6 protein-coding genes are annotated in these 14,436 nt (G+C 39.8%); 4 read left to right on the top strand and 2 right to left on the bottom strand.

Going from position 1 to position 14,436, the window contains the following annotated elements; all coding sequences use genetic code 11:
- The first annotated feature begins 67 nt into the window (after positions 1-67).
- Entirely contained in the window at positions 68-5,065 is a 4,998-nt protein-coding gene (locus BG00_RS12060) for a beta strand repeat-containing protein (RefSeq protein WP_253861389.1), read from the top strand.
- A gap of 256 nt (positions 5,066-5,321) precedes the next feature.
- Entirely contained in the window at positions 5,322-8,030 is a 2,709-nt protein-coding gene (gene topA, locus BG00_RS12055; RefSeq protein ID WP_036982852.1) for a type I DNA topoisomerase, read from the top strand.
- A 171-nt stretch (positions 8,031-8,201) separates the two neighbouring features.
- On the opposite strand, the gene BG00_RS12050 is transcribed toward topA, so the two are convergent.
- The gene (locus tag BG00_RS12050) at positions 8,202-8,444 is read right to left on the bottom strand and encodes a hypothetical protein (RefSeq protein WP_016899532.1); all 243 of its coding nucleotides are present in this window, start codon (positions 8,442-8,444) and stop codon (positions 8,202-8,204) included.
- A gap of 243 nt (positions 8,445-8,687) precedes the next feature.
- Here BG00_RS12050 and BG00_RS12045 point away from each other — a divergent pair, with 243 nt between their 5' ends.
- On the top strand, positions 8,688-9,242 hold the full coding sequence (locus BG00_RS12045; RefSeq protein WP_028835834.1) for a TIGR00645 family protein: 555 nt from the start codon (positions 8,688-8,690) through the stop codon (positions 9,240-9,242).
- A 53-nt stretch (positions 9,243-9,295) separates the two neighbouring features.
- Here the strand turns inward: BG00_RS12045 and BG00_RS12040 are convergent, their stop codons facing one another.
- Complete coding sequence (locus BG00_RS12040) at positions 9,296-10,936, bottom strand: alpha-glucosidase family protein (RefSeq protein WP_036982851.1); 1,641 nt, start codon at positions 10,934-10,936, stop codon at positions 9,296-9,298.
- A 658-nt stretch (positions 10,937-11,594) separates the two neighbouring features.
- On the opposite strand from BG00_RS12040, the gene BG00_RS12035 reads away from it, so the two are divergent.
- On the top strand, positions 11,595-14,399 hold the full coding sequence (locus BG00_RS12035) for a TonB-dependent receptor (protein WP_036982850.1): 2,805 nt from the start codon (positions 11,595-11,597) through the stop codon (positions 14,397-14,399).
- Positions 14,400-14,436: the final 37 nt, after the last annotated feature.

Below are 14,436 nucleotides of genomic sequence, written 5' to 3'. Positions count from 1 at the left end.
TTAGACTAAGTTATAGGTTAACATTAAGTGAATAACGCTTGGTTAATAAAAATACAAGGAGAAGTCTATGCCTTCAATAAGAGTGCTCTGCATCATTATGCTCAGCTTTTTAGTATCAGCTTGTGGCGGTGGTGGCTCACTAGAGAAAGAGGGTAGTATTGGTGGCAATAGTGGGGGTACATCTGATGACTCGAATTATACACTCATACTTCAAGGGTACTCAAAATCAGATGCAAGTATATCAAACTCAGTATCAGCGAGTTCTCCATTAGATCTTAGGGCAACTCTAGAAAAAGACGGTGTTGCAATTAGCGGTGAGAGAGTTATTTTCACATTAGAAGATCAAGTTGGGGAATTAAATCCTACCTCTGGGAGCGCATTAACAAAAGATGATGGTGTTGCGAAGATAGAATTAACCGCAGGCACCGTAAAAGGAGCTGGAGCTGTTACTGCTAGTTATACGGTTGATGGCGAAACATATACTAGTCAGTTTGATTTCGAGTCAGCAGGGGATGCTGATATTAATGATCCAAGCTTATTTTCTTTAGCATTAGAAGGCTATTCAAAGTCAGATGGTATTAAATCAAATAGAGTGTCTGCAAGTTCAGTAATTGAACTCAAAGCCAAACTTGAAAAAGATGGCTCTGCGGTAACTGGCGCAAGAGTTACTTTTACATTGGCAGATGAAGTTGGTGTATTAAACCCGCTCTCTGGTAGTGCGTTAACAAAAGACGACGGTATTGCAACATTAGATCTTACCGCGGGTACAGTAAAAGGAGCTGGTGTTGTTACTGCTAGTTATACTGTTAACGGCGCTACGTATTCTAGCCAGTTTTCATTCGAGTCTGCAGGGGATGCGGATGGCAGTGGTTCAAATTTATTTACTTTATCATTAGAGGGTTTTTCAAAATCTGATGGTAGTAAATCAAATAGAGTGTCTGCAAACTCAGCTATAGAGCTCAAAGCAAAGCTTGAAAAAGATGGCTCTTCAGTTAATGGTGCAAGAGTTATTTTTACACTGGCAGATGAAGTAGGTGTATTGAACCCTAGCTCTGGTAGTGCATTAACAAAAGGCGATGGTATTGCAACATTAGACCTTACAGCTGGTACAGTAAAAGGAGCTGGTGTTGTTACTGCAAGCTATACAGTTGATGGCGAAACGTATACTAGTCAATTTGCATTCGAGTCTGCAGGAGATGCAGGGGGTAATGATACAAGTTTATTTATTTTATCTTTAGAAGGGTTTTCACAAGCAGACGGAAGTAGATCAAACACTGTTTCTGCAGGTTCGCCTTTAAATTTACATGCAACGTTAACTAAAGAAGGTATTGCTGTTACAGGAGAGCGTATTACTTTCACCTTAGCAGACAGTATCGGCAAGCTAAATCCTACATCAGGAACAGCTATCACAGATAACACTGGTATTGCTAAGATAGAACTTGGTGCAGGAGAGGAAGCCGGAGCAGGTGGAGTCACTGCCAGTTATACAATAAATGGTGTAACGTATAGTGATACATTTTCATTTCAATCTACTGGTGGTCAAGAAGCTTATCAATTGCTTTTAAAAGGGTACTCTAAATTAGACGGTAGTGAATCTAATAGTGTAACCGCTGAGCAGCCATTAGATTTGCATGCGATACTGACTAAAGAAGGTAAGGCAGTTACTGGTGAGCGCGTCGTGTTTAGCTTAGTGGATGATATTGGCAAGCTAAATCCTACATCAGGAACAGCTATTACAGACAATACAGGTATTGCAGTAATAAAGCTTACAGCAGGAGAAAAAGCCGGAGCAGGTGAAGTTACTGCATCGTATACAATCAATGGTGTGAGTTATAAAGATACATTTTCATTTCAATCAAGTGGCGATCAAGTTGCTTATACGTTGAGTATTCAAGGTTATTCAAAAGAAACAGGTGCTCAATCAAATACTGTAACCAGTTTAGAAGCACTAGATTTAAAAGCCACTGTACTTGATGATATTGGTGCTCCTGTAACTGGTAAAAGCGTGACTTTTGCTCTTGATGGAAATATAGGTGCTTTGAATCCAGAATCTGGAAGTGTGTTAACAGATAATTCAGGTGTAGCTCAAATTGAGTTAACCTCTGGTAATGTAGCCGGAGCTTCAAGTGTAGTTGTTCGCTACATCAATCAAGGACAAACTTACTCATCTGAACCATTTGACTTTGAAGCAGTTATTGTTGAAAAAGCACAGTTAAGCGTTAATTTAATTGCTTCAGATGGCACAGAAACAAGAACGGTTGATTATGAAAACCCAGCAGTAGCACAAGCGACGCTATTGGTCGATGGACAGCCAAGTGCTTATCAGCTAATCCAATTTAATTTGTCGGGTTTTGGCAAAATAAATCCATCAAATGGAACGGCTATGACCGATGCCGCAGGTATTGCAAAGGTAGACTTGCTGACAGGCACAGAGCAAGGTGCTGGTACTATTTCGGCAACTTATAAGCTAGATGAAACATCTATTTTTGATTCAAACCAATTCACTTACACTTCTAAAGGTGATGCTCCTCCCCCCGGCACCTCAAATGATTTTATGATAGATTTAAGCTTAATTTCATCGACGAGTTTAACGCAAATCAGTGAAATTAGTGCTAACGATAGTGGCTTAGTACAAGCGACTATTTTAGATGTTGACGGTAACCCAGCTGCGGGTAAAGTTGTTTCATTTAGTTCAACGTTAGGTAGTTTGTTACCAAGTTCAGGCACTGCGTTAACAGACACTAATGGCGTTGCAACACTTAACTTAACATCAGGAACAATTGAAGGCGCAGGTATTGTAACTGCACAATTTGAAGCAGTAGAGAAAAAGCTAGGGTTTTATACCCGCGGTGATGCAATTGACCCCAATCAGAGCAGTGCTGATATAAGCTTTAGTATTTTACAAAACTGTCCGTCAGATTTTAAAACGATAAGAGACAAAAGTTTATGTGATACTACAGCCAGTATCTCTGGAGATTCAACAGGCATACTATATATAGAAGTAAATAAAAAAGATTCTACAGTTGCCTTACCGCAAACTTTAGTTACTGCAACTACTACAATTGGTGCTATTTCTCCCAATACTGGTACGGCCATTACAGATGAAAATGGCATCGCTTTACTGGATATAATTCCTGGGCGTGACGTAGGAGCAGGTGAAATTACCGTATCGGTTTTAAATAGTAGTTTAACGAAAGCATTTCAAATCGCCGCAGTTGATATTGATATTGCGATATCGAGTACGGTCGCAGCTAACCAATCACTTGCAGCAGGTTCTACGGCACTGGTATCAATTGAAATTACAAAAGACGGTAATTTGTATACGGCACCTCTAAATGTTGAGTTTTCATCAGGATGTGTTGCATCAGGCTTAGCTGTGATGGATGAAACAGTTACTAGTATCGGTGGTTTTGCCCGCTCAACTTATCGACCACTAACTTGTGAAGGTGGCGATATTATCACGGCTAGCGTAATTACCGGTGGCGATACGGTTTCTGCCAGCACGACGATTAACGTTAGTCCAGCAAATGTTGGTTTCATTCAATTTGTTGAGGTTACTGATCCAGTAATAGCACTTAAGGGAACTGGTGGTGCTAATCGACGTGAAATATCAGAAGTGATATTTAAACTTGTTGATGCCAATGGCAATGATTTGGCATCAAGAACAGTCAACTTTGCATTATCAACTGCTGTGGGTGGCATAACATTAGGCACTGATTCAGCGATAACTAATGCAGAGGGTGAAATTAGAACTACAGTGCAATCGGGTGTGGTGGCAACACCTGTGCGTGTAATTGCCTCTATAGAAGAGACGGTTAATGGTGATACGATAACGGTATCTGCGCCTTCAGATGTATTAGTAATTAGTACTGGAATTGCAGATCAAAATAGCTTTTCCTTATCACGCTCTATTTTCAACGTTCACGGCTTGAATGTTGATGGTAATGAAGTGATGGTTAATGCAAGGTTAGCCGATCATTTCAATAACCCGGTGCCTGATGGCACTGCTGTCAGCTTTATAACAGAAGGTGGCGTCATTGAACCTAGCTGTACGACAATAAATGGTACTTGCTCTGTTACTTGGCGCAGTAGTAACCCCCGTCCATTTACAGACTCTATGTATGAAAATACTATTTTTGAAAAATGTGACAGTGGTTTGCCTTGCCCATTAGGTATTGTTAAAGGAACTACACTCGATAATTTAGAGATAGATCGACCTTTAGGGGGCAGGGCAACAGTTCTTGCCTATGCAATAGGTGAAGAAACCTTTTCTGATCTAAACGGTAATGGTTATTATGACAGCCAAGACTTTTTTAGTGAGCTATTTGATATTCCTGAAGCATTTATAGATCACAACGAAGATGGCACTTATGGAGGAAAAGACTGTAATGCTCCTGCTGAAGCGTGTTCAGGAAATAATTTACAAGGAGATGAATTTGAAGAATTTATCGACTTTGATAATAATGGCGACTGGACAATAGGCAATAGTATGTACAATGGTCTTCTTTGTAGACCAGAAGATGTTGCAATTAACTTGTGTAGTCGTGACTTGGTCAATGTTTTTCAAAACCAAGAAATTGTTATGTCGAGTGATGCTGCGTTTTTCAGGGTGGTTACTTTTGCCGACGACTGTTCAGCAATACCGGGGGTTACTGCAGCTGAAGTGCGTGTAAATAGTGATTCGGCAAGCCCTGTTGTGCGCAGAGTGCTTGATGATCCAACTAGCGCTAAAATGTGTCAAATATCACAAATTGATTTAACACAAGCAACTGGTGTTACAAGTGTTCAAGCAACTGTTTATATTGCTGATATGTTTAATAATCCATTACCAGTAGAAACCGCGGTTAAAATAAGTTCAGATCAAGGCAAGTTAACGGGGACAACTGATTATATCTTTCCTAATACAACTACGGTTAGGCCAATTAACTTTTCATTTGGTGTTTTAAGAGTGCCGGTAGATGATAAAAATGCAGTTGTTAACGGTAATGTAACTATTACTGCAACAGCTACTTCAGGTCTAGTTTCTTCAGCTTCAATATCTGTTTTACACGATGCAAAACTTTAATTAGCTATGGCTTATAATAAAAATGCCAACCAATAAGGTTGGCATTTTTGTTTCTATTCTATATATTCCACATCAATTATTCAAAAAGCACTGGTTTGATTAAATTTACAACAGAAATTGTTTGTTTATTCAGTAAATACTGAAAAGTTTGTATTAAAAGCTTGTAAGAACTAGTGTTTGTAGATATACCTATAAATATTCGCGCCGCATGAGTCGGCTAAACACATTTAAAAAACTAGGTTAGAAATAGGCAACTATGGGCAAATCGCTAGTAATTGTAGAGTCACCTGCTAAGGTTAAAACAATTAATAAATACTTAGGTAATGATTTTATCGTTAAGTCCAGTATTGGGCATGTACGAGATCTACCTACATCGGGTTCTGGCAAAACTAAAGTACCGGCAAGCAAAACGCCTGCTGAGGTGCGTAAAATGCCCCCCGATGAGAAAGCAGCGTATAAACAGCAACGTGATTACACTAACTTAGTCGCGCGTATGGGAATCGATCCTGAAAAAGGATGGGAGCCACATTACGAAATTTTGCCGGGTAAAGAAAAGGTTGTTCAAGAATTACAAAAGCTTGCCCAAAATGCTGATCAAATCTATCTAGCAACGGATTTGGATAGAGAAGGGGAAGCTATTGCTTGGCACCTTCAAGAAATTATTGGTGGCGAGCCAGAAAAATATAAGCGTGTTGTTTTTAACGAAATCACTAAAAATGCAATACAACAAGCATTCGAAACCCCAGGTGAGTTAAACACCGACATGGTTTATGCACAGCAGACCCGTCGCTTCTTAGACCGTGTTGTTGGCTTTATGGTATCGCCCCTATTGTGGGCTAAAGTAGCGCGTGGTTTATCAGCGGGTCGAGTGCAATCTGTTGCAGTGCGTTTATTAGTTGAACGCGAACGTGAAATTAAAGCATTTATTCCTGAAGAATTTTGGGACATTCATGCCGATGTTAAAAATAGCGAGTCTGACCTACGTTTAGAAGTCACTAAACAAGCAGACAAGCCATTTAAGCCAGTAAATGAAGCTCAGGCTAGTGCAGCAGTTAAAAGCCTTGAGAATGCCGAATATAAAGTTGTCAGCGTTGAAGAGAAACCAAGTAAGAGCCGCCCAAGTGCGCCATTTATTACTTCAACAATGCAACAAGCAGCAAGTACCCGATTAGGTTATGGCGTTAAAAAGACCATGATGCTTGCCCAGCGTTTATACGAGGGGGGTTATATTACTTATATGCGTACCGATTCAACTAACTTATCGAAAGATGCGGTTGAAATGTGTCGCGAATACGTAACCAATGAGTTTGGTGCCAAGTACTTACCTACTGATCCGATTAACTATAGCTCTAAAGGTAATGCACAAGAGGCGCACGAAGCGATTCGTCCTTCTAGCGTATCGGTGCTTTCAGGGCATGTTGAAGGTGTTGATGCTGATGCGAAAAAGCTTTATGAGCTTATTTGGCGTCAGTTTGTGGCCTGTCAAATGGTGCCTGCTGAGTACGATTTAACCACCTTAACGGTCGCTGCCAACGATTTCACCTTGAAAGCAAAAGGCCGTGTTTTACGTTTTGATGGTTGGACTAAAGTGCAACCGGCAGTACGTAAAAAGAATGAAGAAGATCAATCGCTGCCTGCTGTTAAGCAAGGCGAGGTGCTCACGTTAGTTGAGCTTGATCCTAAGCAGCACTTTACTAAGCCACCGGCTCGTTTTAGTGAAGCAAGCTTAGTTAAAGAGCTTGAGAAACGTGGGATTGGTCGTCCTTCCACGTATGCTTCTATTATATCAACGATACAAGATCGTGGTTATGTACGAGTAGAAAATCGTCGCTTTTTCGCTGAAAAAATGGGGGAGATTGTCACCGATCGCCTTGTTGAAAACTTTACCGATTTAATGGACTTCGATTTTACCGCTAAAATGGAAGGCCGTTTAGATGATATCGCCGAAGGTGAGCGTGTTTGGACGCAAGTTCTCGATAAGTTTTACGCTGATTTTTCAACCCAGTTAAACATTGCCAAAGGTGAACCCGATGAAGGCGGTATGCGTCTTAATCAAATGGTAGAAACTGACATTGACTGCCCAACGTGTGGCAGAAAAATGGGTATTCGTACTGCTTCAACGGGCGTATTCTTAGGATGTACTGGTTATAACCTGCCACCTAAAGAGCGCTGTACTACCACTATGAACTTAGTGTCGGGTGATGAAGCGGTTGCAGCTGATGTTGAAGACGTTGAAACAGAAACATTAATGCAAATGAAGCGTTGTCCAATTTGTGAAACAGCGATGGATTCATACCTTATCGATGAAACCCGTAAACTACACGTGTGTGGTAATAACCCAGCGTGTCATGGGCATGTGGTTGAAGAGGGTACGTTTAAAATTAAAGGTTACGACGGCCCTATTATTGAATGTGATAAATGTGGCGCTGATATGGAATTAAAATCAGGTCGATTTGGTAAGTATTTTGGCTGTAACAATGACGAGTGTAAAAATACCCGTAAGTTATTAAAAAATGGCGAAGCTGCGCCACCAAAAGAAGATCCCGTTCATATTCCTGAATTAGAATGTGAAAAGTCTGAAGCCTATTTTGTATTACGTGACGGTGCTGCAGGTATTTTCTTAGCAGCAAATACGTTCCCTAAATCACGAGAAACACGCGCCCCCAAAGTAGAAGAGTTACAGCGTTTTAGAGATCGTATTTCGCCTAAGTTTTACTACCTAGCTGATGCACCAGCTAAAGATCCTGATGGTAATCTTGCTGTTGTGCGTTACAGTCGTAAGAATAAATCACAGTATGTAATGACTGAGGTTGATGGCAAAGCAACTGGTTGGACGGCACACTACGAAGGTGGTAAATGGGTAGAAGAGGCTAAGAAAAAAGCCGCGCCTAAAAAGAAAGCCGCCGCTAAAAAAGCGCCTGCTAAAAGTAAAGCGAAAGCAAAAGTAAAAAAAGACGATAAATAATTAATTAATTATTCACCGCTTTAAGTAATAAAAAACCGGAACGCACAGCCTGTGACAGTTCCGGTTTTTTTTGTCAAATAAAACCTATCGCAATGGCATTTCTAATCTGATTTTTTACTTTACAGGATTAAAAAATGTAACCAATTTAGGTTCAATTCACTCAATTATTCATTAAATCTTAACAGCAGTGACTTTGTTATAGCCTTCAGATGTTAGTTCATCATTCACACACTTTAAAACATAGTTATAAAGCTCTTCATTGCTTACGTCGTCTTCTTTAGCCCAACTAACACACATTTCTGTGAATTCTTGAATCGTCTCAGCTGAAGCGTCTGTAGCATCGTTTGCCACTGCATTAGCAGCAGATAAAACGAAAAATGGTGCAACGATTAACGCGAGTAATGCTTTATTCATTTTCTTATTCCTAAAAATGGAGTAACAATCGAGTTATGTATTCATACAATGCCTACATAAAACAAGTGTAACCAAGCCAGAACATCTCTGTTGGTATATTGATTTTTAATCGAATATAAAATAAAGGGAAACGAAATATTTTTATCGTCAAGATGAGCGTATCGCGTAAAAGTGTTTAACCTTAACTAATTGTGTTACAGCTAAATTTAGGCTAATGTCGCGTTTTAATTTTTAGGTGTTCTTATGTCAGAGCCACATACAAATAATATAAATAAAAAAATACAACCTGTTCATAAAGTAGAGCATGCTCTTGAGTCGTTTATATTCAAAGGACGCTGGCTATTAGCCCCATTTTTTGTCGGTTTACTATTTGCTGTGGTTTTATTACTAATAAAATTTTTTAAACAGCTGTATTTGATGGGGATCGCAACGTTTACTGCCAGTAATCAAGAGTTGTTGGTGGGTATATTAACTTTGGTTGATACCGCTTTGTTAGCTGGACTTTTATTAATTATTATATTCAGTGGCTACGAAAACTTTGTCTCTAAGCTTAATATCGAAAATCATGAGGACCGTCCCGTATGGATGGGAAAAGTAGGGTTTTCTGGTTTAAAAATGAAACTGATTAGTGCAATAGTCGCCATTTCAGCCGTTGAGCTACTAAAGGTGTTTATAAGCTCTGCATCTCATTCAAATGATGAATTACTCTGGAAAGTGCTGATACACGTGACCTTTGTTGTGTCGGGTGTACTGTTTGCATTTACTGATTACTTAAATAGTAAAACAATTAGCCATTAAAAAATGCTAAAAAAACCCGAGCAGTGCTCGGGTTTTTTATAATAATGTAAATATTAACTGCAGTGGGCGTAATAACAACCAAATGGCTCAACTGTCAGTGTTTCACTATCAAGCTTTGCGTTGTGATGATAAAGGTCGTTATGTTCATTTTCAACACTTGCATTAATAGTAAGTTTTGCTTGTGAAGCACTCAAATTGAATACACACAACATTTTTTCATCGTTTAGAGTACGGTAAAACGCTAAGATTGGCTCTTCGGTTTGTAAAAACTCAATATCACCTTCAAGTAATACCGGCTGGTTTTTACGCCATGCCATAAATTCACGGTACGCATTTAATATTGAGTTTGAATCATTATCTTGTTCAGCAACTGCTTGCAGCCTATGTTGTTGATCAACAGGTAACCACGGTTTTACTTCACTAAAGCCCGCATTGTGAGCATTGGCATGTGAGCTATCAAGGTTTTCCCAAGGCATTGGGGTACGACAACCATCACGGCCTTTAAAGTTTGGCCAAAACGTAATGCCGTATGGGTCTTGTAAATCTTCAAACGCAACGCTTGCTTCACCGAGCCCGAGTTCTTCACCTTGATACATACACACGCTACCACGTAACGAGGCCAATAGGGCGGTTAACATCTTACATTGCGCAGGGTTTACTTCACCCGTTTCGCTCCAACGGCTTGCAACGCGCTCTACGTCATGGTTACTAAATGCCCAGCAAGGCCAGCCTTCAGTCATACGTTGTTCAAGTGTAGTAACGGTGTTTCTTATATATTCACTCGAGTAGTCATCAGTTAGTAGCTCAAAGCTGTAACCCATGTGCAATTTATCGCCGCCTTGGGTGTATTCTGCCATGGTGGCTAATGAATCTTCAGATGAAATTTCACCCAGTGACACGGTTCCTGGGTATTTATTGAGTAAGGTGCGAATGTCACGCATAAACTCAATGTTTTCTGGCTGTGTGTTGTTGTAGTAGTGATACTGAAAAGCATACGGATTGTCTTCACTAAAACCACGGCCCTGACGCTTTTCTTTTGGTTTTGCAGGATTATCACGAAGCTGTGCGTCATGGTAACAAAAGTTAATTGCATCTAACCTAAAACCATCAACGCCTTTTTTAAGCCAAAACTCAACATTATCTAATACAGCTTGGCGAACATCAGGGTTATGAAAGTTAAGATCAGGCTGTTCCGTGAAAAAGTTATGTAAGTAGTATTGTCCACGACGCGGCTCCCATTGCCATGCACCGCCACCAAAAATAGACAACCAGTTGTTTGGTGCTGTTCCGTCTTCTTTAGCATCGGCCCATACATACCAATCAGCTTTATCGTTGGTTAAATCTTCACGGCTATCAATAAACCATTGGTGTTGATCTGAGGTGTGACTAAGCACTTGGTCTATAATAATTTTAATATCGCGTTGATGTGCTTGCGCAATGAGCTCATCAAAATCATCTAAGTTACCAAAAAGGGGGTCGATATCGCGATAGTCGCTAATATCATAACCAAAATCTTTCATAGGTGATTTAAAGAAAGGTGAGATCCAGATAGCATCCACCCCTAAACTTTTAATGTAATCAATGCGATTAATTATCCCTTTTAAGTCACCAATGCCATCGTTGTTGCTATCTTGAAAGCTACGCGGATAAACCTGATAAATAACCGCACCTTTATACCATTGCTTTTGGGCCATGCCTTTCTCCGTTTTCACACTGTCTTTGTGTTGTTCTTTTTTAGAGGTGTTAATCCTCGTTTATTTGAAAAAGCATACTTGAAGCCCGTCATACTGTAAAAAGTCTGCATACGTATGCACCGTTTTAAGGCAATTAAAAGAGGTTAAATCAATCGCTTATTTCATCGATTTTAACGCCGGTTTATTGAATATCTCTTTACCAATTTGGTTTGTTAAATTGTTAATTTATTGTTTGCGTTATTTAGGTGCTTAAAAATAAGGGGGTGCACTAAATTGGTGATTATTAATATTGGTCTTACCAATTGTACTTAAATAAATGTTCTCCATAATAATAAATTAGAAAATAAAATAGCGTTGTGTCACTTTATTTATGTTTAATGACGAGCTTATTTCATCAAAAAATAAATAATGACTATCATTAAAGCTATAAATGGTGGTTGCACTAAAATAACTCATAATAAAACAGTCACTTATGAATTGAGGTGTAAATTTAATGTTAACTTTATACGTGTTGCGTTACTTTGAATACGTATGCATAAAGTTGTTAATAAAATAATACGAGCGTTAGTATTCATCCTGACAACGAAATAAGCTCGCAAGCTTAACTATCACTTAAGCAAGTAAGCGGGTATCACATTATGGGTAACGGGAAAACATTATGGCTATGTTCAAACCAAGTATATTAACAATTGCACTTGCAACCGCAGGTATTAGCAGTTTCGCTTCACACGCACAAGAAGAGCAGCCCACCGCAAAGAATGACGTTGAAGTCATTGAAGTTAAAGGTTTTCGTGGCAGCGTAGTTGAGTCAATCAATACAAAACGTTTTTCATCAGAAGTGGTTGAATCTATTTCTGCAGATGATATTGGGAAACTGCCGGACTCTTCAATTGCCGAATCAATCGCACGTTTACCAGGTTTGACCGCGCAGCGCCTAGATGGCCGTGCCAGTCGTGTAAGCGTTCGTGGTTTTAGTGAAAACGAAAGTGCAACAACCTTTAATGGTCGTGAGCAGGTATCGATTGGGGACAATCGTGGTGTTGAGTTTGACCTTTACCCATCTGAAATAATGAGCGGTGTAACCGTATATAAAACACCAAACGCAAGCTTAGACGCAGAAGGTATTGCAGGTGTTATCGACATGCAAACCGTAAAACCTTTAAGTAAAGGTGAGCGCGTGATCATGTTTAATGGTCAATTAGAGCAAACTGGTTTCGATAAGTTAAACCCAGATGGTGATGACAAAGGCTTTCGTGGCACGGTTTCATATATTGACCAATTTGCCGATGACACAATCGGTGTCGCATTCGCATACAACACAATGAGCTCGCCAAACCAAGAAAAACGCTGGAACTCATGGGGTTACCCTGAATTTACGGGTGATGATGGACAAACTTATTCTATTTTAGGTGGCGCAAAACCATTTGTGCGTTCATCTACGCTTGAGCGTGATTCTGCAATGCTTGTTATCGAAGCAGCACCAACAGATCGCTTAAATATGACATTTGATGCCTTATATGTTGATTTTTCAGATGAAAAAATTCTTCGTGGTATTGAAGTGCCTTTTGCCTGGGGGCAAGGAACAATAGATCCAAGCTCTGTGGTAGTTGATCCTGAAAGTGGTTTTATCACCAGTGCTGTAACGCAAGGTCAACGTGTTGTAGTGCGTAATGACTATGAAGAGCGAGATGCAGATTTAACGCAATTTGGTTTTAATACTAAATATGACATTAACGATGATTGGTCTGTAGAGTTTGATGTAAGTCGCTCTGAAGTAGAGCGCAGAATTTGGAGTATCGAAAGCTATTCTGGTACTGGTCGTGGCGATAATCGAGGCGTAGCTGATAATATTGGCTATACCTTTGATGATGGTAATACTGGCGCGCAGTTTTCACATGAGCTCGATTACAGTGACTTTGGCTTGATCCAATTGGGTGGTCCATTATCTTGGGGAGCCAGCAAACCTCTGAATCTAAAATATGGTTTAGTTGATGCAGATGGTGAAGATATTTCTGGATATAAAAATCAGGCACAAGATGGCTTTATTAATGCGCCAGAGATCAATGATGAATTAAGCACATTAAAGCTAGCAGCTAGTAAAGTACTTGATAACGCTTATATTAGCCGTGTTTCATTTGGTATGTCATACCGAGATCGCGAAAAGTCAAAACTGTCTGAAGGTTACTTTATGACACTAAAAGACTTTTCATTATCAAACCCTGGCATGGTGTCAGTACCTGAGCAGTATCGCTTGGGCTCAGCAAGCCTTGATTTTATCGGTATGGGCGACATGATTGCTTATGATACTAACGCGCTTGTAAATGATGGTTATTACAGTTTATTTCAAGAAAGCTTAAATGATTCAAAGCATCTAACTCGCTCTTGGACAGTAAAAGAAGAAGTAACAGCGCTATTTGCTCAAGCTGATATCAATACCGAGTTTGGCTCAACGCTTGTAACGGGTAATATCGGTGTACGTTATGTTGAGACTAAGCAATCATCTCAAGGTAATGCAGCAGACACCGTGAATGGTGAAGTAATAGTGTCTCCTACAGATATTAGTCATGACTATAATCACTTTTTACCTAGTATTAACTTATCATTTGCTATTGATGAAGAACAAACAGTGCGTTTTGGCGCAGCTAAAACTATCTCTCGTGCGCGTTTAGATGAGATGAATGCATCTGTCACTGCTGAATATAAACAGCAGGTAGACGAGAATGGTAATAACTGGGCGATATCTGGCGGTAACCCAAACTTAGAGCCAAAAGAAGCGACAGGCCTAGATTTAACCTATGAAAATTATTTTCATGAAGAAGGCTATTTCGCTGCAGCATTATTTTATAAAGATATTTCAAAATGGATTTTTGACGGTACTTATGAAACTGATTTAACTGGAGTGCCAAATCCATCTACGGGTGAAGTCCCTGAAAATCCAATTGCCACAGGTTCAGGTAAAGTGAATGGTGGTGGTGGTGACTTGTGGGGTTACGAGCTTTCATTAACCTTACCGTTTACTATGTTCAGCGACTCACTTGATGGCTTTGGTTTAATTGCTAGTCACACAGGTGTAGAGCAAGACTTAAAAGATCAGAAAGGTAACGAATTTGAGCTACCAGGTTTATCAGACCAAATTGATAGCTTAACAGTGTACTTTGAGCGTAATGGATTCCAAGCGCGTACCAGCATGCGTAAACGCAGTGACTTTAAAGGTGATATTTACGGCCCAGGTTTTGAAACAGCACAGGTTGATATTAAAGGCGAAACCATTTGGGATGCGCAAATTGGTTATGACTTCAGTGAAGGTGGTGTAGAAAGCCTTGATGGTTTAAGTGTGACGTTCCAAGTCCAGAATATCACGGAAGAACCGTTTGTCTCTTTACAAGGCGACAGTGACTTACAAGTACGTGATTATCAAGACTACGGTCGTACTTTCTTACTTGGTTTTAGTTACAAGCTATAACATTCTTTAGCGTTGAAAGGCCCTTGTGAATTGTTTT

The sequence above is a fragment of the Pseudoalteromonas sp. SCSIO_11900 genome, assembly GCF_000576475.1.
Classification (GTDB): domain Bacteria; phylum Pseudomonadota; class Gammaproteobacteria; order Enterobacterales; family Alteromonadaceae; genus Pseudoalteromonas; species Pseudoalteromonas tetraodonis.
The sequence above is the reverse complement of the archived record's forward strand: the minus strand, read 5'-3'. Positions and strand labels throughout refer to the sequence as shown.

Bases quoted from the DNA above. Each gene is read 5' to 3' on its own strand.
- BG00_RS12060 (WP_253861389.1), top strand. From the start codon at position 68: ATGCCTTCAATAAGAGTGCTCTGCATCATTATGCTCAGCTTTTTAGTA.
- topA (WP_036982852.1), top strand. From the start codon at position 5,322: ATGGGCAAATCGCTAGTAATTGTAGAGTCACCTGCTAAGGTTAAAACA.
- BG00_RS12050 (WP_016899532.1), bottom strand. From the start codon at position 8,444: ATGAATAAAGCATTACTCGCGTTAATCGTTGCACCATTTTTCGTTTTA.
- BG00_RS12045 (WP_028835834.1), top strand. From the start codon at position 8,688: ATGTCAGAGCCACATACAAATAATATAAATAAAAAAATACAACCTGTT.
- BG00_RS12040 (WP_036982851.1), bottom strand. From the start codon at position 10,936: ATGGCCCAAAAGCAATGGTATAAAGGTGCGGTTATTTATCAGGTTTAT.
- BG00_RS12035 (WP_036982850.1), top strand. From the start codon at position 11,595: ATGGCTATGTTCAAACCAAGTATATTAACAATTGCACTTGCAACCGCA.